The following is a 22691-nucleotide window of genomic DNA, read 5'->3' on the forward strand; positions in this document are numbered from 1 at the left end:
CGTTCAAAAAACTCGCACGAAGGTAACAAACTATGTCCAGTGGCACCAAGAACTGAAAAATCGAGAAAAATAACTCTTTTAGCCTAAAAGAATAAAAATTACGATATTTATTACTAATATTTCACTACAGGAAGAATAAAAAACCATATCAATAATAAGAGTGATTTTTCAAACAGCCTTGCGAATTGACTTACTCAGGACGCCTTTATGTTAAGAAAAAATTTTCATTCAACCCATCCTTGCAAATATCAGGCGTATGGAATTTTCACAGAATATAGCCCCTTAATACAAAATCGAGAGCCGCAAAAAAAAGCACAGGCACACTCTTTTTTTAATGATAATATCCGAACTCTTTATAACTTATTATTCGCTGTGCTTCCCCAAAAAAGCGACTTACCGGCCTATAATAAATTCCCGTTGCTCCATAACTTATCACCATCGGTTATTTTTTAACATCCTCGATAATCAATTTTAAAAACGGGATGATCATGTCTATTCTGTACTACTTCACTTCTGCGTTTATACTATATAAAAAATCATTCTACCCTCGGAAATTAAACGCATCCGGCAAAAAATGCATCCGCACCCGGCGGATTTAATTAACCCTGATATAATGACCCAATTTCATTTACGCTTCCCACCGTCAACATAAACATTACAGCATCTGAAAGAGTAAATCAGGTTTTATTCGGCTGCATTTAGCGCTGCATGCTCCTGGCATTTACGATAATGACAATCCTCAATCGCAATATATATTTTCGATATTGTTCTCACTTACTCTCTACATTGGCTAGTACCACGATTGTTAGAAATAAAGTCACCCTGTAAATCTTCGTAGTCTGGCCAGCACCGACATCAACAGCTCTGGAAAGAATAAAATCCGATTGAGAATTTGCGTGATTTTTATACATCGCACTGTGCCAGTCAGCCATTTTTCCGTCTCCCGCAGGTTTCTGCCTCTTCCCGCAAAAGTCACACGCCCCCCTTTTTCACTTAGCGATGGTATCAAAAAGTGACCTTGCCTGACTTAGCCTCCCCACATCCTACCCTATCAGGGCAGTAACGGCTGGAATACCCTTTATGGAAGACCTGTTAGCGAGAAATATGCCCGCCGCGCAATTACCCTTTTTTCAGGATTAGCGGCAGACTCACTTCAGGAATTAACGCCAGTCTGTTGCCGGCCAGGTTACCCGGAAGTTAACAGATTAATACAGTAAATCCATTAACCAATAATGATTATAATAATCACATTTACACCATGACTCATCATACCGATGTATTCAACCCGACGATAAACTATCCCTGAACGACACACTTCACGCATCAGGCGTATCATTCATACCACCATCAAAAAGAGATTTCGACAACCAACAACTTTTTACTGATACTTTTTCTTACATCAAGAGAGATTATCTTTTCAATCTCCAGACAGTAGACTGATGGCCACCCTCCCCTGCATAGGGCAACGACGAGCCGCTTTTGAATAAACCAAATTAAACGATATAAAAACAACCGCTCATCAAGAAAAATCAGAAAAGGCTGTTAAAAACGGCGAGATTAATATTTAAAGAGAGGATTAAAGCAGCCTCAACTTATAATTTACCAGACGATAACACAGTAAACATCACTCCACATACGCATATTGGCAATCTTCTTATTGGTGCTTATACTTTATTTCGCACAAGTCAGGAACTGTAAATGGCCTGCCCTGAATATAAGCTTAGAAACACAGCCTTTTCAGATAAAGTCCTTTCTTTTCTGTCGATTCGTTGTGTGTAGCGCAGTTTATTAACTCTCAAACTACTTACTTAAAGCGTGGTTAAACCTATGCGTATTCATGTAATAAGTTTATTAATCGCAGGCAGTCTGGTTGCTGGCAATGCGGTGGCCGGGTCCGTAACTAATCCTATCGCGGTCCAGGCAACGGTGGTCCCCGGCTGCGTCCTCGGTAACGGCACCGCCGGCAGTGATAACTTCGGTACCATCAACTTTGGTAATGTCACCAGCCTCTCCACTAATGTTGACGTTCTAACCAACATAGGCACTGGTTCTATTCTTCTGACCTGCACGCCAGGCATCCCCGTGCAGATTGCCCTTGACGCTGGCCTCAACAGTGTCAGTACCAGCACGCGACTGCTGAAAAACGGTGCCAATGTTTTGAGCTACCAACTTTACCAGGATGGCGGCCACACTATTGTATGGGGAACGGGATCTGATAGTTATCACTTTACCTCCTTGCCTATTCCCTCTAACAGCAATATTTTTGCCAGGCTAAACTCCCAAGGCAGCTTCCCTGTTGCGGGTGTCTATACCGATACGGTAACAGCAACGATCAGTTGGTAAATAACGCTGGCCATGACAAAACAAGATTGCCCGACACATTATCACGCTCGTACAGAGCAATAACCTGACCGGGTAACGTCAGGCGTTTGTCTGGCTGACGACTCAAGGGCTGGGCGCGGTGGCTCATCGCGCCCAGCCCTGTCAGCTGCGGCCATGTGCCGTACCGTCATGTGATGTTTACCGTTCTCCCTCGCTTTCACTATCCCTGGTTAAGGCTGACAGACCACCTCTGACAAACTCTGTCCGCTTTGCACTGTGGATGTTTATCCTCATTCGCTTCCTCCCCTCCTCCCACATTAGCCCTGCGCTTGATCAGCCCGGTGGCAGACTGTGGCACACGCACTGGCTACAACTGCGTCATTTTGACGGCTACCACCACGGCAACAAGGATCAGATTTCAGAAATCTGCATGAAGGTAACAAATTATGTATAACAGTTGAAATGACTAAAATACAACAACTCATTGGAATTTTAATCTACTTTAAAATAAATTTCGTTATTGTTAACCAAAAAATACAACGACATCAAAACAAATAACTGTGAAGTTAATAGGGCTAAATTTTTCATCCTGTTGAGCTAATTACCAATAGCAATCTCATGTATATCAAGAAAAACTTACTATTAAAGCCCATTTATTCATATTCAGTGCAAGTCCCTTTCACAGGATAAAACCTTTTCCTGCGAAATGATCACTGGAAAAATGCATACCTCCCTTTCAAATTATATTGCCCAAACCCAGCAGAACTAAATGCTGACAGTTAAAAAATGGCCCGTCAATAACGGCACGCTGTAATGGCTAACAGCCCCCTGCCATCCAATAATAACTACGTTACTCTGGGCTACCACCCTTTATTTAAAGTCACTGTACATCATAAGATCTAACACTTGTTCTAAAATCCATTACCAGGAAAAACTTTTGCATTCACAAAAAAACCATTCATGGAAGGAGATAACTTAAAAAAATAGTTTGACATAATGACTATTGCACTCAACTGAATTAAACTTTATAACACTGTTACTGAAACCATTTAAAGAATCATAGTAAACTGCATTTAATAATAGCTTTTAAATAAGAGACAATGATAAAAATGCAGTTACTGACATGACTATTGAATATCATTTCCTGTTGTAAATCCCTCCCCCACCAGTACCACAGACGTTAGAGAGACAGTAACAGAAAAACATCATTAGCCCGGTCGAAATTGGCAGCAACCGTTCAGGATAGATAAAAATCCAATTGAGACATTTCACAAAACTTGCATGCTAACCGATATAACTCAGATAAACCTCATTCGGATTTTCGCCCTCTTTCTCCCCGGCACAAGGATAAACGTCATTTTTTTACTTAACGCTGGTACCAAAACCCCTAATTCCCTGCTTCAGCCTGCGGGATTCTGACTTTATTGCACCTGAAACTACTGCATATGTCCACACTGTCAGGCCGTTCGTGGTGAGTTTTTCTGTTCCGAACGTGAAATATTTTGCCATTTTGATGGCAGATTCTGCCCAGATCATGAACGCAAGTCCATTGCATCCCACCGTCGAAACAATTACATTAATTTATTGACCACATTGAATACTAATATGATGCCAATGAACCAATCGGAATGACGGACATGACTGAATGCGTTAACTAGCTATTATTATTAGCCATAAAAGAGTATTGTCACTGTTTATTTACCACCCAAAAAATGATTTATTTATCTTGGTTTTAATGATACAAGCCCGCCCGCCCCCCCGAAAAGCCACTCAATAAAAAACAAAAAATACACGCCCCCAACTTATGATTAGAGATTAGGAATAATGAACGGGAATAATCAAATTAAAACGAAATTTATTTAAGATAAAATAAACGATTGTCATTAAACAATACAGAATCAACCAAGAAGAAGGAGAATTTATTAATCCCATCCCCCTCTAACCCTCAATCAAACTACACCCCAATTTAATCTGACGAGTGCAGGAACAATGATTATGCAGCATATTGTCAGCCGACGATCTGGTGCTTATACTCACTTTCGCACAAGCCAGGAAACGTAATGATACCTTTCCCTTAATACCAACTGGAAACAGAGTCTGTCTTGGTCAAGGGTGATATTTTTTTCAGTCGGTTAGCCGCGTGCAACGGAGTTTATTCACTTTCAACGAGCTAATTAGTTAACTTAAAGCGTGGTAAATCCTATGCGTAATCGTGTAATGAGTGGTTTATTGATCGCAGGCACTCTGGTCTCTGGTAATGCGGTGGCTGGTTCCGTCACTAACCCTATCGCCGTTCAGGCAACGGTCGTCCCTGGCTGTGTGCTTGGTATTCCCGGTAATAGCGCTTCTACTAACTATGGCACCATCGACTTCGGCAACGTCACCAGTCTCAGCACTAACGTTGATGTCACGACCAGCAATGGCGCTGGTAACATCATTTTAACTTGTACACCGGGCATCCCCGCTTCTATTGCCCTGGACGCGGGTTTAAATAGCTCCAGTACCACCGCGCGACTGCTTAAAAGTGGTACCAATACTCTGAGCTACCAGCTTTTCCAGAATCCCGCCCGCACTGTCGCGTGGGGAACAGGATCCAACGCGTATAACTTTGTTACGCTGCCCGTATCTTCTCAAACCACCATCTACGCAAGGCTGAATTCCCAAACAAGCTACCCTGCTGCGGGCACCTATACCGATACGGTAACGGCAACCATCAGTTGGTAAACGGCTATGACCATCAACAAGGAAGCGACAGCACCTGCTGATCTTTACAAGCATTCATAACGATATTTTGCTGTCACTAAACTGTTTTTATCAGGTCAAGTCTTCAGTGAGCGGTATCTGATACTGAAGAGTCATGGCAGAAGCTGGATACCCCGCAGGGTATCCAGCTATGGCAAAGCAGGTAACAGCAACAGGCTCCTTGACTGACCACATCGTGCCCGACTGAACACTCAAAACACCCTTGCTCCGGTAAGGACCTTCGCTGATAGGCTTTTGGCAACTACTGGCTGGTAAATACCTATGAAACTGATAAATAATTTTTTTTCTGGAACATTATTGCTCATTGCTCTGTTTCCTCCACTCACTCTGGCAGCGGCTTCTGTATTGGTATGGCCAATTTATCAAAAAATTGATGCTGACCAACAGGGATCGGCCCTCTGGTTGGAAAATCAAGGCAGCCAAGCGGTGGATCTCCAGATACGCGTCCTGGCCTGGCAACAACAGGATCAGAACGATCGTTTCGCCGAACAACAAACGGTCGTCGCCAGCCCCCCTTTCGCTCATGTGCCTGCTGGCCAACGCCAAATGGTACGTTTAATACGCACCGGCACGGTGCCCGCCGGTAAAGAGGAGGCTTTTCGAGTGATCATTGATGAAATTCCAGGCGTTAAACCCACAGCAGCACCGCAGCGTGTGGGCATCAACGTACAGATGCGTTATTTACTGCCCCTATTCCTGAACGGAGAAGGCCTGCACTCTACCTCAGACTCTGGTATGAATATTAATGCCCCTAACAGCACACAACCCCTGCTCACTTGGGCGTTGACACAGCGCGCGGGGCAAACGTGGCTCACTGTGCATAACCAGGGAGCAGTCCATGCCAGGCTAAGTAATGTTTTCTGGGGCCGCAGCAATCAGCAAAACCAGGCGACATTCAATGTGTCAAATGGATACCTCGGCTATGTGCTACCGGGGCAAAAAATGGCCTTTCCGTTAGCGGGAAGTCGCTCGGTACCCTCCGGCCAGACCCTCTATGCCCAACTGCAAGATAATACCCCTCCAGTCGCCATTAAGAATGCCCTATGAGAAAAAACATTCTGGTACCCACCCAACTGGCAACAATGGTGATGCTTTCGCTATGGACGCGTGACCTGATGGCTGCCGATTATGGCCAGCTTCCTGCCGCACCGCACGCGGCCAACAGCATGTCCACCAGCTACATACTCTATCTGACGCTGGTGGTAAACGGGCGGAGCGACGATCGATTGACGCAGGTCGAGGTGCACGGCAGTCAGTATCTGGTCCCCGCTGATGCGCTGCAACGCATGTATGTTCGCGCAAATTCAGCCAGCGGCAAGGTGGATGTTATCACCCTGCCGCAGGTCACCACCCATTATGACAGTGGGCAACAGCGACTGGTCATGACCGTACCGGAAAACTGGCTGCCGATACAAATGGTTGGCAAACAATCGCTCATAGGCTACCAGCAAGCAGAAAGCGGTAACGGACTGCTACTGGGCTATGATAGCTACAGCCTGCATACCCGAGGGGGACAGAGCACAACAAATACCTGGCTGGAGCAGCGCCTGTTCAGTTCGGCAGGAAGTCTGTCAAATACCGGTACCTGGCGTAACAACTGGTCAAAGAACTCTGAGACCAATATACGTGAGGGCTATCTTCGTTATGACACCAACTGGAAATATAACGACGAGAAAAATATGATCGCCTGGCAGGTTGGGGATGTGATCAACAATTCCCTGACCTGGAGTAATTCAACGCGCATCGGCGGTCTTCGCATCGCGCGCAATTTCAGCGTTCGCCCCGATCTGATTACCTATCCGCTAATGAACCTGTCAGGAACGGCTGCGGTGCCTGGTAGCGTCGATCTGTTTATCAATGGTTCAAAAGCCAGCAGCAACGAACTGAATGCCGGTCCCTTCACTCTGACCAGTGTGCCTTATATCAATGGCGCAGGCGAGGCCACGGTGGTCACTACCGATGCGTTGGGGCGACGGGTTTCGACCAGCATACCGTTTTATGTGTCTAACCAACTTTTGCAAAAAGGTCTGAGCGATTTCGATTTTACCACTGGTGCGATACGTAGAAATTATGGTAGCAGCAGCGCCGACTATGGTGAAGGGGTAGCCAGTGGGATCTGGCGCTATGGTCTTAATGATAAGCTCACCCTGTCAGCGCATGGCGAAGGAGCCAGAGGACTCGGTCTCGCTGGCATAGGCAGCGATATGGTCGTTGGCCGCTGGGGAACATTGAGCGTGGCCTGGAGCCAAAGCCAGGCCAATAACAACGGTTCACAGTTAGTCACCGGCTACTCCTACAATACCAACCTGTTCAGTATCGCCTTGCAGCATCAACAGCGCACCGATGGTTACAGCGATATCAGCACACTGGGCACCAGCGTACAGCTCAGCCGCCAGTCCGATCAGGCGACTCTCTCTCTGATAGTACCGGGCGAAGGTAATGGTACTTTAGGACTGGGATACTTTGATGTTCAAGCCCGTGACAATAGCCATACCCGGCTGGCCAATGTGTCATGGAGCCGCAGCCTGTGGGGCGATACCAGTTTATATGTGGCCCTCAATAAAACGCTGGGTGAAAGCGGTTATAGCGGACTGATGCAGATAAACATTCCGTTGGGCCAGGACCGTAACGCCACCGTCGGGCTTCAGCGTAACAATAGGGGGAATTACGTTGAGCGCGTAACCATGAGTCAAAGCACACCGTTAGCAGGTGGCTTGGGCTGGAACCTGGCTTACGATCACGGTAATACCGATTACCACCAGGCCGATATCGGCTGGAAGTCCCCGTATGCGACCCTGAGCGGAGGCGTGTTTGGCGAGGGAAGCAACAACAGCCAGTGGGCAGATTTAAGCGGTTCAATCATCTATATGGATAACGCGTTATTTGCCTCTAATAAGATTTATGACTCGTTTATTTTGGTCAGTACCAGCGGCTACCCGGATATTCCAGTTAACTTTGAAAATCAGCTGGCAGGTAAAACGGATAGCAGGGGCCATCTGCTTATTCCATCGGTAACATCCTGGTATCCGGCAAAACTGGGTATCGATCCGCTGAATTTACCGCTGGATATCTCTACGCCAACAGTCGACAAGACTGTCTCCGTACGCGAGGCCAGCGGCACGCTGGTGGAATTCCCGGTTAAGCGTGTTCGCTCGGTGACCTTAACGCTGCAAGACCAAAACCACCAGCCGCTCCCGGTGGGTACCCTCGTCACTGAAACGCACAGCGGTCAAACCGCGGTGGTGGGTTATGACGGTAAAACCTGGTTCAGCCAGCTGGGGACCGATAATGAAATTGTGGTACAGCTACCGCAGGGCAACTGCCATCACAGCTTCACGCTCCCGGAACATAACAGCCAGCAAAATATGTTAGCGCCGTTTATTTGCTCTCTGCCCGCAACTCAGGAAACCCACCTATGAGTTATCCACGGATTTTGCCACTTCTTCTCTTAACCTTCCTGCTGAGTCTGGTCGGAAAGAGCTACGCCGCCTGTACCGCTGCCAGCGGCAGCGCGAGTTTCGGATCAATCAGCTCGCTTGCCCTGGAGACCACGCCACAAAGCGTCACGGTCACCAACACGTTCGGTTGTACCGGCCTTAGTGCACTCTTTGAACTGGCTCCAGACAACTTGCTCAACGCCACTTTTCTCACTTCAGCCAATGCCAGTGGTAATACCCCACGCCTGTATAACGCCATCACCGGCACCTATGTGCCTTATTCGATTTGTAATAACACCACCTGCTCGTCAAACTATACCCTGGGCAGTACGATAAACTGGTATGGCAATGCGTTGACGGCACTGCTCAACTCTTCGACTGCCAACCTGCCAATTACGCTGGTAACCAGTAGTGCCGTTAACGTTCCGGCCGGTGTTTATAGCGATATGCTAACGCTCCAATGGAATTACAACATTTGTGCCGGCGTATATCCTCTGTGTAACTACACAAACGGCACGCCAACCACCTCGATAGCGGTGACGCTGATTGTGCTGAATGATTGTCATATCGTGAGTACGCCAGACGTAAATTTCGGTAGCGCCGGCCTACCTTCGCAGTTCAACACTGTCACCAGTGACGTCAACGTGCGCTGTACGCTAAATGCCAACTACGGGGTCACCCTTATCAGCAACAATAGCAGCGATGGCGACTGGCGACAGATGAGTTCCAGCGGAAGTAGCGGCACCCACTACCTGCAATATCAGGTCAGGGATGCCCAGGGGAATGTCATTACAACAGACAGCCAAAGTTTTGTCGGCAGCGGCACACCACAATCCATCCCTTATACGTATGTGATGAATCCCAATCAGACCTTGCAACCCGCAGGGACTTACACGGATACCATTATTGTCACCGTAAGCTACTAGCCGTTCAGGTCAGGCGGGTCGGCAAGCCCCCACAGGCTTGCCGACCGCTAATCCAGGCGCAGCTTTCCCGCCAGCAATGCATGCTGCAATAGCATCACCGTTTTGCCGTCCTTAATGCGACCATCTTTTACCCTCTCCCAAGCCTGTGGGAAAGTCATCTCCAGTACCTCGATGGCTTCATCCTCTACTCCGCCGCCATCATTTTCACGCTGCGCCTCGCTGTATTCAGCCGCAAAGAAATGGAGCAATTCGGTGACCCCGCCCGGCGACATAAAAAGCTCAAACAGCTTTTCCACCTCACCAATGGCATAACCGGTTTCTTCTATCGCCTCTTTGCGAATGCACTCTTCCGGCGAGTCATCATCCAGCAGTCCGGCGCAGGCCTCAATCAGTTCTCCTCCGGGATTACTGCCATTTACCCAGGTCGCAATACGAAACTGACGCGTCAGCACGACGCTGTTTTTTTCGCGGTTATAAAGCAGGATGGTGGCACCATTGCCGCGATCGTAGACTTCGCGTTTATGACGCAGGACAGTGCCGTTTTGAGCGGTGAGATCGTAGGTATAATTGCGCAGGACAAACCAGTTTTCTGACAGGATTTTGTTTTTAATGACGTCAATCTTGGCTGGCATACAGGCTCCGTAGGAACAATCGGCAGCCTTTGATTCTAGTGAATTTTGTCGCATGTGGCGACGAAATAATCATCATGACGGCGGTGCCATTGCAGGCACCGGCCGGTATTAATTAATGATTATGTTCTTCCTGCGCCAGGGCATGAACACGCTTACGCGCACCAAACCAGCCAAGGATCAGCACCGCCGCGATTAGCGGAATCGATGCGATCGTGTAGGTGCCGTTTGGATAGTCAAACGCCATCAGTACCAGTACGCTGAACAGGAACAGCAGCGTCAACCATGAGGTAAACGGAGCCCACGGTAGCTTAAAGCTAACATCTTCCGCCTTGCCCTCTTTAATCGCTTTTCGCAGTTTCATCTGGCAAATCACGATAAACGCCCATGAGGAGATAATGCCCAGCGCGGCAACGTTCAGGACGATCTCAAACACGCTGGAAGGCACGATATAGTTGAGGTATACGCCGATAATATAGACGCCAACGGTTACCAGAATCCCCATATATGGAACCTGCTGACCGCTCATTTTGGACATAAATTTCGGTGCAGAACCGCCCATCGCCATTGAACGCAGAATACGACCGGTTGAATAAAGACCTGAGTTCAGGCTGGACAGCGCGGCACTCAGCACCACGATGTTCATAATACTGCCAACGTATGGCACGCCCAGTTTAGAGAAGAAAGTCACAAAAGGACTTTGACCTGCCTGATAAGCATTCCACGGTAGCAGCATAACCAGAAGCACCACCGACCCCACGTAAAACAGGCCAATACGCCAGATAACGCTGTTGATCGCTTTTGGCAGCATGGTTTTCGGGTCTTTACATTCGCCCGCAGCGGTTCCGACCAGCTCAATGGAAGCAAAAGCAAACACTACCCCCTGCACCAGCACCAGTGCAGGCATCAGGCCATTGGGGAAGAAACCGCCGTTGTCACTGATCAAATGAAAACCGGTGGCGTTACCGTCCAGCGGCTTACCGCTACCGAGAAACACTACGCCAACCACCAAGAATATGACAATGGCCAGCACCTTGACCAGCGCAAACCAGAACTCCATTTCGGCGAACCACTTTACGCCAATCATGTTCATGGTGCCGACAATCGCCAGCGCACCCAGTGCGAACACCCACTGCGGCACATCGCCAAATGCACCCCAATAGTGCATATAGAGCGCTACGGCGGTGATATCAACAATGCCGGTCATCGCCCAGTTGACAAAGTACATCCAGCCAGCCACATAAGAAGCTTTTTCACCGAGGAATTCGCGGGCGTAAGAGACAAAGTTGCCGCTTGAAGGACGATGTAGTACCAATTCACCCAGCGCACGCAGAATGAAGAAAGAGAAAACACCACACACTAAATAGACCAGCGCCAGCGCAGGCCCCGCAGCCTGTAGGCGAGCACCAGCACCGAGGAACAGGCCCGTACCGATTGCGCCACCGATGGCAATCATTTGCACATGACGATTATCCATCGCTTTATGGTAACCGGAGTCATGAGAGTTTAACCAACGTCTTCTTGCAGCGCGTTTTTCTGCGCCCGTTTTTTTATCTGCTTTCATTTTTAGTCCTAGTTGTCCTGTCCACAATACGATGCGGTTACCTGTCCCGGGTATCCTTTTTCTTATCAGCCAACCAAACGTTTGCTTCTGTTGGCACATGTTTGAACAATTCCCCTGCGGGCTGGAATTTTATCTCTGACCTTCTCAGGAAAAATGCGGCGATGCATCCTAACCCTTATGATCAAATGACGCAAAATATCCACGGTGGAAATCGTGAGCTTATGTGATTTTTGTCGAGCGACGCATAAAAAAACCGACCGCAAAAGGCGGTCGGTCAGTGACAACACTAATGACTACACAGGGACTGGAGGGTAAAGCAGGAGTATGACTTAACGGTAAATCTCGGCATTGCCCAGCCACAGGCTGGAGTCACCAGGGTTACTCACCCCGATAATCCGGTAGCGACTGGCCCCCACCGCATCAGCTTTTTTTGCCAGCTTGTGGGTGGCGTCATCTAAAGTGCCTCTGACACCTGATACAGACACGGTGCCCATGCTCTGCAAACTGCTGGCCTGGCTATTATCTACCTGGACAGCTGCCAGGGTAGAGAATGATGCCATAGCCAATAGACTGGTCGCGACCAGGATGGGTAATTTCTTGTTCATTTTCCGCTCCTAAAACCGTGCGGGTTAGTTACAAAACTAATTATCACCCATTGAATGAAAAGCTCCGTTAGCCGTAAGTAAAGGAGGGATAAGTATTGTCGACTAAAGAGGGAGATTATCGTCCAAAAGTAAAAATGTATGTCCAATGCCGCTTGATGAAATCAATTGCTACCAAAATCAACTACTACTTTAGTTAATTATCACTCAAAGTTATAATCACACCCTAAAACACAATAAGGCGGCATCGTTCGTTGAACGATCCGATATCAACAGCCTGTCTCATATACTCTTCACAACCGTATTGCAGTGCATGACCTGTAGCGGAGCAGGTTGATAGTGGCAGTAACGGGGTGACCATCACCATGAAAAATGCCAATTTAAGGCAAGCTAACCATCATCTCAGGCTGCTTTATGCCTGTTCTGAGCGGCTCAACCTCAGTCATCAAGGTTCACCGGCATTTCAGCAAACCCTGCTGCTGGTCGTAAGCCATGAAAAACTCAACTGGATGGAGCTATCCACCCCGGAATTCGGCATCCTTAGCGCGGGCAAGAAAGTCAGTCAGTCCCCCTGGAACAGCCTGCAACTGCGCTCCCCATCACGGCGACCGCCCTATGGCACACTACGCTGGCAGGGGACAAGTCATCAAAAACTATTGAAAAGCATTGCCGTCTTAATCACTAACGCGCTGGAGCGCTGGCACAAACAGCAACAGAGACAAAGCCTGCTGATACAGCAAGAGCGGGCGACAATTGCCGGTGAACTGCATGATTCTCTGGCGCAATCACTTACCTTTCAGCGTATCCAGCTGGTCAGACTGAGAGAGACGCTCAAACGCGGTTGCCCAACAGCATTGAGTATCATTGCCGAGTCTGAACAGGCACTCAGCAGCGCCAGCCGCCAGCTGCGCGAGTTATTAAGCACCTTCCGCCTGCGTATCGCACCCGCCAGCCTGCTACAGACACTGGAGCAGGTTATTGCCCCACTCCACCCGCAAGCCAGCCCACAAATCACCTTAGCCTGTACGTTCAGCGGGCAGCTGGCGGCACAGCAGCAAATCCATGTTGTGCACATCATCCGTGAAGCGTTACTCAACGCCTTACATCACGCCCAGGCTACGCAAATCAGCGTCGACGTCAGGTTATTACCCCAAGGGAATCTGTCTATGACCATCAAGGATAACGGTGTCGGCATTGCCAGCCTGCAAGAGCCGGAGGGACATTACGGCCTGAATATCATGAATGAACGCGCTAACCGTTTAAACGGCACCCTGTTAATAGAACGTCCTGCGGCAGGAGGTACTTGCGTATCTCTGTACTTTACACCTATGACTAAGATCTTTTCAGACCAGGAGCAACTGTGAAGGAAGCACAAAAATGTAAGGTGTTAATTGTGGACGATCACCCACTGTTACGCCGTGGTCTGCATCAGCTGCTGGCGATGGATCCGCGCTTTGATAGGATCGTCGAGGCAAGTGATGGCGACGAGGCGTTACTCAAAGCTCATCAACTGCAACCGCAGCTGATCCTGCTGGATCTGAAAATGCAAGGAATGTCGGGTCTTGATACCTTGAACGCGCTGCGCGCCAGCGGCATCACATCCCCGGTTGTCGTGCTGACCTTTTCGGCTAATCGCAGAGATTTCGCTGCGCTGCTGGAAGCCGGAGCCAAAGGATACCTGCTGAAAGATAGCGACCCGGAAACATTGTTAGCACAAATTATTGAGGTCGCTGAAGGTGGCGTGGCTTACAGCCCCGGTCTGGATACCCCCGACGCCCTGGACAAATGGAGACACGACCCGCTTGCTATTCTTACCTTGCGTGAGCAGGAAGTATTAAGGGAAGCTGCCAATGGCTTAGCCAATAAGCAGATAGCAGAAATCCTGACGCTATCGGAACAGACGGTCAAAGTGCATATGCGCAACGTGCTGCGTAAACTCAATGTTCGTTCGCGCGTGGCGGCAGCCGTGCTCTGGCTAAAGTCCTGTCGCTGAAGGAGGGAAACCGCGCACGATAATTTACATTATCTCCTCAATTTCTTCACGATTACTGGCGCTGTGGCGGGTAGAGTGATTCACTGCCGCAGCATATTGAATAAATAAAGATTTACCACGCACCAGACTCAATATGCCCACGGTGAGCGATAAACAGAGTACGCTTTTATTTATTCGGCTAACAGCTGTGGAGTCTTTTTGCGATGGCGAATTTTTTTATCGACCGCCCTATTTTTGCATGGGTACTGGCGATCCTGTTGTGTCTAACCGGCGGGCTGGCAATCGTCTCCCTGCCAATTGAACAATATCCCGATCTGGCCCCGCCTAACGTTCGTATCACCGCTAATTATCCCGGAGCCTCAGCGGAAACCCTGGAAAACACCGTTACCCAGGTGATTGAACAAAACATGACCGGCATCGATAACCTGATGTATATGTCTTCACAGAGCAGTAATACCGGCCAGGCGACCGTCACCCTGACCTTCGTCGCCGGTACTAATCCGGATGAAGCACGCCAGCAGGTGCAAAATCAGTTGCAAACCGCCTTGCGTAAATTACCTCAGGATGTACAGTCGCAAGGGGTTACCGTCAATAAAACCGGCGATACCAATATATTGATGGTGGCTTTCGTCTCGACCGACGGCAGTATGGACAGGCAAGACATCTCCGACTATGTCGCAAGCCACCTGCAAGATCCACTCAGCCGCATTAGCGGCGTTGGTCAGGTGGATGCCTACGGCTCTCAGTATGCGATGCGTATCTGGCTCGCCCCTGACAAGCTGATTAACTATGCGCTGACCACCACGGAAGTTGTAGATGCGATTAAATCGCAAAACAGTCAGGTCGCGGTTGGCCAATTAGGCGGCCTGCCATCGGTGATCAGCCAGGCGCTCAATGCCACGATTAACTCACAGTCGTTACTGCAAACGCCGGAACAATTTCGTGCGATAACCCTGCGCGTGAATGCCGATGGATCGGTGGTGACGTTGGGGCAAGTCGCCCGCATTGAGCTTGGCGCAGAAAAGTATGATTACCTCAGTCGCTACAACGGCATGGCCGCCTCCGGCCTGGGTATCAAACTGGCATCAGGTGCCAATGAACTGCAAACCGATACTTTAGTACGCGCCCGTCTTGACGAGCTGTCACGCTTTTTCCCCCACGGCCTGAAAGCCGAGATCGCTTTTGAGACCTCGCCTTTTGTGAAGGCATCGATTGAAGATGTGGTGAAAACCCTGTTTGAAGCCGTACTGCTGGTTTTCCTGGTGATGTACCTGTTTTTGCAAAATTTCCGCGCCACGCTGATCCCCACGATTGCCGTTCCGGTCGTTCTGTTTGGTACTTTCGGCGTGCTTTATGCCTTCGGCTACAGTATCAATACGCTGACCATGTTCGCAATGGTGCTGGCAATCGGCCTGCTGGTCGATGATGCCATCGTTGTCGTCGAAAATGTCGAACGTATCATGACGGAAGAGGGCCTTTCCCCGCGTGACGCCACGCGTAAATCGATGGGGCAGATTCAGGGGGCGCTGGTTGGCATCGCGCTGGTACTGTCGGCAGTATTCGTGCCGATGGCTTTCTTTGGCGGTACCACCGGTGCGATTTACCGTCAGTTCTCCGTCACCATCGTCTCCGCAATGGTACTGTCAGTACTGGTGGCGATGATCCTTACCCCGGCCCTGTGCTCGACCCTGCTCAAGCCGGTGCCAAAGGGAAGCCATCACCAGCGGCGCGGCTTCTTCGGCTGGTTCAACCGCATGTTTAACCGCAATGCCGAACGCTATGAGCACGGCGTGGGAAAAATGCTCGCTAAAGGCGGACGTTGGCTGGTGGTGTATCTGGCATTACTCGGTGTGATGGCATTGCTGTTTGTTCGCCTGCCCGGCTCGTTTCTACCGCTGGAAGATCGCGGTATTTTCACCACCCAGGTTCAATTACCACCAGGCTCCACTCTGCAACAGACGATGAAAGTGGTGGAAAAAGTCGAACACTACTATCTGACCCATGAACAAAATAATGTGCTATCCGTATTTGCCACCGTGGGCTCAGGGCCGGGGGGGAATGGGCAAAACGTTGCGCGTCTTTTTGTGCGCCTGAAGGACTGGCAGGCCAGACATGGCAGTGCGAACAGTGCCTTTGCCATTATCGAACGTGCCACCAAAGCATTCGGCAGCATCAATGAGGCAAAAGTGGTAGCTAGCAGCCCGCCGGCAATCACCGGGCTGGGTAACTCTGCGGGTTTTGATTTGGAGTTACAGGATAATGCGGGTCTCGGGCATCGCGCATTAATGAGCGCACGCAATACGCTGCTGGAAATGGCGCAGAAAAATCCCTCGCTAACGCGTGTGCGCCATAACGGACTGGATGACAGCCCACAGCTGCGCATTGATATAGACCAGCGTAAGGCACAAACGCTGGGCGTGTCCCTTAACGATATTAACGCCACGCTGCAAACAGGCTGGGGATCGTCCTACGTTAACGACTTCCTTGATCGTGGTCGGGTAAAAAAAGTCTACGTGCAGGCCGATGCACCGTTCCGCATGCTGCCTGACGATATCAGCAAGTGGTATGTTCGCAACAATAGCGGTGGCATGGTGCCGTTTACCGCCTTCGCCCGCTCGCACTGGGAAACCGGCTCACCGCGTCTTGAGCGTTATAACGGCTACCCGGCGCTGGAGATTGTCGGCGAATCGGCGGCGGGTATCAGTAATGGTGCAGCAATGGACGTGATGGAAAAGCTGGTCAGCCAGTTACCCGCCGGTATCGGTTTGCAGTGGACTGGCGCATCATTGCAGGAACGGATGAGCGGCGCGCAGGCTCCGGCGCTCTATGCGCTGTCTCTGTTAGTGGTATTTCTGTGCCTGGCCGCACTCTATGAAAGTTGGTCAATCCCCTTCTCGGTGATGCTGGTCGTGCCGTTGGGGGTGCTGGGCGCCCTGATCGCCACCTGGCTGCGCGGGCTGGAAAATGATGTCTATTTCCAGGTCGGATTGCTGACGGTTATCGGGCTGTCAGCGAAAAATGCCATTTTGATTGTGGAATTCGCCAATGAGATCAATGCCCGTGGACAGGAACTGGTGTCAGCAACGCTGGAGGCATCGCGCCAGCGGCTGCGCCCCATTCTGATGACGTCACTGGCGTTTATTTTTGGCGTGCTGCCAATGGCAATCAGCCAGGGAGCGGGCTCCAGCAGCCAGCATGCGGTAGGTACTGGCGTATTAGGTGGAATGATCTCCGCCACGGTGCTGGCTGTCTTCTTTGTTCCCCTGTTCTTTGTCATGGTGAGACGCCGCTTCCCGTTAAAAATTAAAGTCCGGTAAAAACAAAAAAGGCAGCCCGCTGGTGGCTGCCTTTTGTTATTTTTCTGAAAGTAGAAGCAGATCAATATGATACTGCACTTTCTTCTTGACGGTGTTACTTACGTAACATCTCTTCAATGAAGTCTTTCCAGTTCCCCAGTTCTAAATCAATCATCTTCACTCCTCTTTTACTTCCGCTGCATTTTAAGATTAACCTTATAAAAATGCCAGATATATCGCTCGACAGTGGCTTTTTGCAGATGCCAGCGATAACCCGCTATCTCCGGCGGAGACTGAAGAGTGCCGGAAGTCATTTCGCCATGAGTTAAAACGTTCTCTTTATAAACGGGATGATATATATCGAACAGCAAAGCCAACTAGATATTTTACGAGATCCCTGCGCAAAGGAGGAAAGGGATTTGTTGTCATGATAAAGTTTATATTGTTAACGTTACTTATTGATGGGGGAAAGATCCTTTTAAGGCTTATCCTCAACTCTTTATATTACCGTCCAACATCATCACCCCATTCTTCATAAAGGAATAAGGAAAATAACCCCAATCCGTATACAAACTTTGAACAGCATTTTATCGATAAATTTCAGAATAAAGTCATCAATAGAAATCAGTCTGAAACATAAATTAATTCTCTCGTCACTATTCACATCACGAACGCACGCAAATAAAAATTGAATTTAACTGGCCTGATTATACAAGGAAGAGATCAATGGCAACTCCCGCTTATTACAGAAATGGCGTACCCTACGGCGCCGACGGACATGTCATCATCACAATTACTGGCGGTCCTGTCGGTTCGGGTTCCCTTACAGGCATCAAAAACGAACGCCCAATTTATGTGGGCTGGCCCGGCATGGATAGCTCAATGTCGCACGGGATTGGCCCCGTCACCCATTACGATCCGAATAAGCCGGGTCATCATAGTCTTAAATCGATCAGGGAAGGACAAACGCAAATCAATGAACTCATCACCAAAGCGAGGAATTCCCATCACCACGATGATGAACAGATCGTGCATGACTCGATTAGCTTACTGGATTCACTACAAAAATCAGGGCCGATTGTTCACGCCGCTCTCAAGGTAGCAACGACTGCATTGCAAGAGGCCGTCACGGCATTGCAGGCAAATATCGTGCTAAAAAATAAAGCCGGACAAGATGTGAGTATCAGAACGCAGGCAGCCGCCACGGCGTTTGAGCAATTTGTGCAACGCGACGATGTCAAAATGCAAAACTTCCGCGATGCTCGTCCGTTTGTATTTGATTTCGTGTTGAGCATCAGTCCTGTCTATCGCCATATTATCTCGCTTTGGAATACGCTTTACTTACCCAAAGTTCAGCAAGAAATGGAAGAGAAAAATAATCTTGTCACCTATTTAGATCGGGTGAATATCATTTGTAATGATATTATTGACAAGACAACCCGCCTTAATAAAGAGAGAGAGCGCATTGAAAAGAATGAACAAGTTTTAAAAGATCGGGAAGAACATAATACCCCATCAACCCCGGTAAATGATGTTAAAAAACCGGCGACTGAGGTGGCGATTAGACCTATGGCCCCGGAACCGGCCATCGTTGATCCCATTTTTATTGAACCCGTTGTGATTGAACCACCACTATCCCCGTTCCTGACCATTAATCCTGATTTAGCGTTGCAAAAACCGACAGCACTGACGCCCATCTTGCCAATAAAAATATCTCCGCTTCGACCACCCGTATTAAGTCCGTTTTCCCCCTCTAAACGAAAAAGGGATGAAGATAAAGAAAATGAAGAAATGCTCGCTGCCATTAAATTCACTTCAGACTTTTATAAAGAACTGACTGAGAAGTGGGGGCAGAAGTCAGCTGAAATTGCGCAAGAACTGGCATGGGAAGTCAAAGGAAAGCAGATACGTAACGCGGATGAAGCGCTGGGGGCATTTGATAAATATAAGGATGTGCTGAACAAAAAATTCAGTGTCAAAGATCAGGAAGCGATTAGCAAGGCGCTTGAATCTCTGACCCATGATGAAATGACGAAAAACTTCGCCAGATTCAGCAAGGGATTTGGTCTGGTCAGTAGCGGAATTGATGCTTATGAGACGGTAGCAGAGTTGAGAAAAGCGCTTAATACCAACAACTGGCGACCCTTTTACGTAAAACTGGAAACTCTGGCCATCGGCAAGGGGGCCACTTTTCTGACGGCTTTTGCATACAGTATCCTGCTTGGAACTCCAATGGGGATTTTAGGATTTGCTTTAATGATGACGCTGGTAGGATTTTTACTTAATGATAAGTTTGTAGAAAAAATAAACCGGAGATTAGGTATTTAAGCGAGTATTGATAAAGCATCACCCCGTGTACCGCTGCGAATGAAGAAATCGGACGGACCGGCACGCCGCAGCGGCCGGAGGAAAGATTATTTGAGAATAACCACCTTGTCATAGCCCCCGCTATCGCTGTCGATATGGGTTTTCGCATCCGGATGTTCTTGTAAAACCATCTCGACGATATGAGTAAACTCCGTACAGCGGGTGGCTTTTTTGCGGGTCAATACGATAGTCGAACGTGTTTCTTCAACCGCATGTGCGGCAGACTCTGTCATATAGTTCATCGCGCGCTCCTTCTGAAACAGGTTCTCGCCCTGTTGAGTGATACGGGTAGTGATGATGCTCCACCTGATTGATCAAAATATAGTTGAAAGCCCCATAAAACAAAAGGGTACATCAGTCAGCGTTAACCGGACAAGGCGTAAAAATCCTGGTTATTCACTTGGCATGACAACTCTCCCCCTTAATTCCCCATCCGAATCCTTAACCTCACTCCCTTCTGCCTCTGAACCCGCATTGACAACAAGATCCATAGCCTTTAATGCACGGGCCGCTGTACTCGGAAATAAGTACACAGTGTGGATCGAAATTCACTAGTCAGGCATTATTTGCCAATCATTGATTAGCCATGATTGCGGCGGGTTCAGGCGATGCTTGTTTTGAACCTTATATGATTCAAAAGGTAAATTTTCATGAAAGACCCTGCTCAACAAAGTTTGCTCACGCTATACGGCATTAAAAACTGCGACACAATAAAGAAGGCACGCAGGTATCTGGATACCAGCGGCATCGATTATCAGTTCCATGACTACCGCGCTGACGGGCTTGATGCGGAACGGCTCCAGGGCTTTATCGCTAAGCTGGGCTGGGAAGCGATGCTCAATACGCGTGGGACGACCTGGCGGAAACTGGACGAATCGGAACGTGCGGCGGTGAACGATGCGGACAGCGCGCAGGCGCTCATGCTGGCCTATCCGGCAATCATTAAACGCCCATTGCTCCGTGCCACCGACGGCTCTATGCTGTTGGGCTTTAGCGAATCCTCTTATCAGGCGTTTCTTCAGGAGAAGTCATAACTATGTACTGTCCGGTCATTGAGCTGGCGCAACAGCTTATTCGTCGCCCTTCCCTCAGCCCTGATGATGCCGGCTGCCAGGCCATCTTAATGGCTCGCCTGGAGGCGCTGGGCTTCAGCATTGAGCCGATGAATATTGGCGATACGCTTAATTTTTGGGCGTGGCGTGGCAAGGGAGAAACCCTGGCCTTTGCCGGTCACACTGATGTGGTTCCAGCTGGCGATGTAACGCGCTGGAGCAATCCACCGTTTGAGCCGACTATCCGCGACGGCATGCTGTATGGCCGTGGTGCGGCCGATATGAAAGGCTCGCTGGCGGCAATGGTGGTTGCCGCTGAACGTTTTGTTGCTGCCCATCCACAGCATAAGGGGCGTTTGGCGTTTTTGATCACCTCGGATGAAGAAGCCAGCGCCACACACGGGACGGTAAAAGTGGTAGAGGCGTTGATGGCACGTCATGAACGCCTGGATTATTGCCTGGTCGGTGAACCCTCCAGTACTGAAGTGGTGGGTGACGTGGCGAAAAATGGTCGCCGTGGTTCCATCACCGCCAATCTGACGATCCACGGCGTACAGGGTCATGTGGCTTATCCACACCTTGCAGACAACCCGGTACATCGTGTCATGCCCGCTCTGAATGAGCTGGTAGCCACCGAATGGGACAAAGGCAATGAATTCTTCCCGCCAACCAGCATGCAGATCGCCAACGTGCAGGCCGGTACGGGCAGCAACAATGTCATCCCCGGCGACTGCTTTGTGCAGTTTAATTTCCGCTTCAGCACTGAATTAACCGATGTCATGATCCAGCAGAAGGTACAGGCGCTGCTCGATCGCCATCAGCTACGTTACAGCATTGAGTGGAAAGTCTCCGGCCAACCGTTCCTGACCTCAAAGGGTAAGCTTGTCGATGCGGTGGTCAACGCGGTTGAGCACTATAATGAAATCAGGCCCCAGCTGCTCACTACCGGCGGTACTTCCGATGGGCGCTTTATTGCGCGTATGGGCGCACAGGTCGTAGAGCTTGGGCCGGTAAACGCCACCATTCATAAGATTGATGAGTGTGTGAAGGCCGCCGATTTGCAGCTGCTCAGCCGCATGTATCAGCGGATTATGGAACAGCTGATCGCTTAAAGGTGAAAAGATGGAATGGTTAAAAGAGTACTGGTGGATTCTGGTGATCCTGCTGATGGTCGGCATTCTGATGAACGTCTATAAAGATCTGAAACGCATCGATCCGAAAAAGTATATGGAAAACAAGCCTGATCTGCCTCCGCATCGTGATTTCAATGATAAATGGGATGACGAAGACGATTGGCCGAAGAAGCAATAATCTCTCTTTTTCCGATCCCTCTCTCTTTACAACTCCCCCCGCCTCAACCCCGGAAAACTGACCGGGGTCACATCAACATGGTTAAATCTCACTCCACTGCCCAATGCGGCGAATAAAAAAATTACCTCTGAAATGGAATTTTTTCTTATGTATTACCACCCATCATTTAGCTAATAGCGCGTACGCGCCACGGTTGAACCTTAGTGAGTTGAACATAGATTTTAAGCTTCGCTTATCGATAAAACCTGGAGAATATGGATGTTTACCCCCCCCGATAGCCTGTTTACGTCACTTATTTTCCCGCACGCTACATACCACTTCGAAACATTTAATTCGTATCCATGCAGGCCCGATCCGCCAATGAAAAGGGAAGAGCTGTCGATATGGATCAAGCGATATCGATACCTTTCTCCCCTTAGCGCTACGCCG

General features: G+C 49.1%; 18 protein-coding genes. 12 read left to right on the forward strand and 6 right to left on the reverse strand.

Annotated features, from left to right (window positions below; translation table 11 throughout):
- Positions 1-1827: 1827 nt before the first annotated feature.
- Positions 1828-2343 (forward strand): Csu type fimbrial protein, encoded by a 516-nt coding sequence (locus tag EPIR_RS12280; protein ID WP_023655735.1) that lies wholly within the window; start codon positions 1828-1830, stop codon positions 2341-2343.
- On the opposite strand, the gene EPIR_RS18745 is transcribed toward EPIR_RS12280, so the two are convergent.
- Positions 2333-2470, reverse strand: coding sequence for a hypothetical protein (locus EPIR_RS18745; RefSeq protein WP_023655736.1), 138 nt, complete (start codon positions 2468-2470; stop codon positions 2333-2335). The genes EPIR_RS12280 and EPIR_RS18745 overlap by 11 nt on opposite strands.
- Positions 2471-4524: 2054 nt before the next feature.
- On the opposite strand from EPIR_RS18745, the gene EPIR_RS12285 reads away from it, so the two are divergent.
- The 4 genes from EPIR_RS12285 to EPIR_RS12300 all read left to right on the forward strand — a co-directional run bounded on the left by EPIR_RS12285 (position 4525) and on the right by EPIR_RS12300 (position 9448).
- Positions 4525-5046, forward strand: a complete 522-nt coding sequence (locus tag EPIR_RS12285) for a Csu type fimbrial protein (RefSeq protein ID WP_048697445.1) — start codon at positions 4525-4527, stop codon at positions 5044-5046.
- Between the two features lie 336 nt (positions 5047-5382).
- A complete protein-coding gene (locus EPIR_RS12290) occupies positions 5383-6132 on the forward strand; it encodes a fimbrial biogenesis chaperone (protein ID WP_240987359.1) in 750 nt (249 codons plus the stop codon).
- Entirely contained in the window at positions 6129-8504 is a 2376-nt protein-coding gene (locus tag EPIR_RS12295; RefSeq protein WP_023655739.1) for a fimbria/pilus outer membrane usher protein, read from the forward strand. The genes EPIR_RS12290 and EPIR_RS12295 overlap by 4 nt, the downstream gene beginning before the upstream one ends.
- A complete protein-coding gene (locus EPIR_RS12300; RefSeq protein WP_023655740.1) occupies positions 8501-9448 on the forward strand; it encodes a Csu type fimbrial protein in 948 nt (315 codons plus the stop codon). Before EPIR_RS12295 ends, EPIR_RS12300 begins: the two co-directional genes overlap by 4 nt.
- Before the next feature lie 47 nt (positions 9449-9495).
- On the opposite strand, the gene nudK is transcribed toward EPIR_RS12300, so the two are convergent.
- The 3 genes from nudK to EPIR_RS12315 all read right to left on the reverse strand — a co-directional run bounded on the left by nudK (position 9496) and on the right by EPIR_RS12315 (position 12246).
- On the reverse strand, positions 9496-10080 hold the full coding sequence (gene nudK, locus EPIR_RS12305; RefSeq protein WP_023655741.1) for a GDP-mannose pyrophosphatase NudK: 585 nt from the start codon (positions 10078-10080) through the stop codon (positions 9496-9498).
- Between the two features lie 112 nt (positions 10081-10192).
- Entirely contained in the window at positions 10193-11641 is a 1449-nt protein-coding gene (gene ansP, locus EPIR_RS12310; RefSeq protein WP_048697448.1) for an L-asparagine permease, read from the reverse strand.
- A gap of 329 nt (positions 11642-11970) precedes the next feature.
- Positions 11971-12246: a YdgH/BhsA/McbA family protein gene (locus tag EPIR_RS12315; RefSeq protein WP_023655743.1), complete on the reverse strand. Its 276-nt coding sequence runs from the start codon at positions 12244-12246 to the stop codon at positions 11971-11973.
- 362 nt (positions 12247-12608) lie between these two features.
- On the opposite strand from EPIR_RS12315, the gene EPIR_RS12320 reads away from it, so the two are divergent.
- The 3 genes from EPIR_RS12320 (at position 12609) to acrD (ending at position 17553) form a co-directional block, all read left to right on the forward strand.
- On the forward strand, positions 12609-13607 hold the full coding sequence (locus EPIR_RS12320) for a histidine kinase (protein WP_023655744.1): 999 nt from the start codon (positions 12609-12611) through the stop codon (positions 13605-13607).
- Positions 13604-14236, forward strand: coding sequence for a response regulator (locus tag EPIR_RS12325; protein ID WP_023655745.1), 633 nt, complete (start codon positions 13604-13606; stop codon positions 14234-14236). The genes EPIR_RS12320 and EPIR_RS12325 overlap by 4 nt, the downstream gene beginning before the upstream one ends.
- A 203-nt stretch (positions 14237-14439) precedes the next feature.
- Positions 14440-17553, forward strand: coding sequence for a multidrug efflux RND transporter permease AcrD (gene acrD / locus EPIR_RS12330; protein ID WP_023655747.1), 3114 nt, complete (start codon positions 14440-14442; stop codon positions 17551-17553).
- 94 nt (positions 17554-17647) lie between these two features.
- On the opposite strand, the gene ypfM is transcribed toward acrD, so the two are convergent.
- On the reverse strand, positions 17648-17707 hold the full coding sequence (ypfM, locus tag EPIR_RS18750) for a protein YpfM (RefSeq protein ID WP_004158969.1): 60 nt from the start codon (positions 17705-17707) through the stop codon (positions 17648-17650).
- Positions 17708-18258: 551 nt separating this feature from the next.
- On the opposite strand from ypfM, the gene EPIR_RS12335 reads away from it, so the two are divergent.
- Positions 18259-19860 carry a colicin-like pore-forming protein gene (locus tag EPIR_RS12335; RefSeq protein WP_023655750.1) on the forward strand — a complete coding sequence of 534 codons (1602 nt, stop codon included), beginning with the start codon at positions 18259-18261 and terminating at the stop codon, positions 19858-19860.
- An 86-nt stretch (positions 19861-19946) separates the two neighbouring features.
- Here the strand turns inward: EPIR_RS12335 and EPIR_RS12340 are convergent, their stop codons facing one another.
- Positions 19947-20141, reverse strand: a complete 195-nt coding sequence (locus EPIR_RS12340; RefSeq protein WP_023655751.1) for a hypothetical protein — start codon at positions 20139-20141, stop codon at positions 19947-19949.
- 408 nt (positions 20142-20549) lie between these two features.
- Here EPIR_RS12340 and EPIR_RS12345 point away from each other — a divergent pair, with 408 nt between their 5' ends.
- From EPIR_RS12345 to EPIR_RS12355, 3 genes are read left to right on the forward strand one after another with little or no spacing between them, the layout of a single operon-like run.
- Positions 20550-20933 carry an ArsC family reductase gene (locus tag EPIR_RS12345; protein ID WP_023655752.1) on the forward strand — a complete coding sequence of 128 codons (384 nt, stop codon included), beginning with the start codon at positions 20550-20552 and terminating at the stop codon, positions 20931-20933.
- 2 nt (positions 20934-20935) lie between these two features.
- On the forward strand, positions 20936-22063 hold the full coding sequence (gene dapE, locus EPIR_RS12350) for a succinyl-diaminopimelate desuccinylase (protein WP_023655753.1): 1128 nt from the start codon (positions 20936-20938) through the stop codon (positions 22061-22063).
- A 10-nt stretch (positions 22064-22073) separates the two neighbouring features.
- Positions 22074-22262 carry a YpfN family protein gene (locus EPIR_RS12355; protein ID WP_023655754.1) on the forward strand — a complete coding sequence of 63 codons (189 nt, stop codon included), beginning with the start codon at positions 22074-22076 and terminating at the stop codon, positions 22260-22262.
- The last annotated feature ends 429 nt before the right edge of the window (positions 22263-22691 follow it).

The sequence above is a fragment of the Erwinia piriflorinigrans CFBP 5888 genome (assembly GCF_001050515.1).
Lineage (GTDB): Bacteria > Pseudomonadota > Gammaproteobacteria > Enterobacterales > Enterobacteriaceae > Erwinia > Erwinia piriflorinigrans.

Bases quoted from the DNA above. Each gene is read 5' to 3' on its own strand.
- EPIR_RS12280 (WP_023655735.1), top strand. From the start codon at position 1,828: ATGCGTATTCATGTAATAAGTTTATTAATCGCAGGCAGTCTGGTTGCT.
- EPIR_RS18745 (WP_023655736.1), bottom strand. From the start codon at position 2,470: ATGAGCCACCGCGCCCAGCCCTTGAGTCGTCAGCCAGACAAACGCCTG.
- EPIR_RS12285 (WP_048697445.1), top strand. From the start codon at position 4,525: ATGCGTAATCGTGTAATGAGTGGTTTATTGATCGCAGGCACTCTGGTC.
- EPIR_RS12295 (WP_023655739.1), top strand. From the start codon at position 6,129: ATGAGAAAAAACATTCTGGTACCCACCCAACTGGCAACAATGGTGATG.
- EPIR_RS12300 (WP_023655740.1), top strand. From the start codon at position 8,501: ATGAGTTATCCACGGATTTTGCCACTTCTTCTCTTAACCTTCCTGCTG.
- nudK (WP_023655741.1), bottom strand. From the start codon at position 10,080: ATGCCAGCCAAGATTGACGTCATTAAAAACAAAATCCTGTCAGAAAAC.
- ansP (WP_048697448.1), bottom strand. From the start codon at position 11,641: ATGAAAGCAGATAAAAAAACGGGCGCAGAAAAACGCGCTGCAAGAAGA.
- EPIR_RS12315 (WP_023655743.1), bottom strand. From the start codon at position 12,246: ATGAACAAGAAATTACCCATCCTGGTCGCGACCAGTCTATTGGCTATG.
- EPIR_RS12320 (WP_023655744.1), top strand. From the start codon at position 12,609: ATGAAAAATGCCAATTTAAGGCAAGCTAACCATCATCTCAGGCTGCTT.
- acrD (WP_023655747.1), top strand. From the start codon at position 14,440: ATGGCGAATTTTTTTATCGACCGCCCTATTTTTGCATGGGTACTGGCG.
- EPIR_RS12335 (WP_023655750.1), top strand. From the start codon at position 18,259: ATGGCAACTCCCGCTTATTACAGAAATGGCGTACCCTACGGCGCCGAC.
- EPIR_RS12340 (WP_023655751.1), bottom strand. From the start codon at position 20,141: ATGAACTATATGACAGAGTCTGCCGCACATGCGGTTGAAGAAACACGT.
- EPIR_RS12345 (WP_023655752.1), top strand. From the start codon at position 20,550: ATGAAAGACCCTGCTCAACAAAGTTTGCTCACGCTATACGGCATTAAA.
- dapE (WP_023655753.1), top strand. From the start codon at position 20,936: ATGTACTGTCCGGTCATTGAGCTGGCGCAACAGCTTATTCGTCGCCCT.
- EPIR_RS12355 (WP_023655754.1), top strand. From the start codon at position 22,074: ATGGAATGGTTAAAAGAGTACTGGTGGATTCTGGTGATCCTGCTGATG.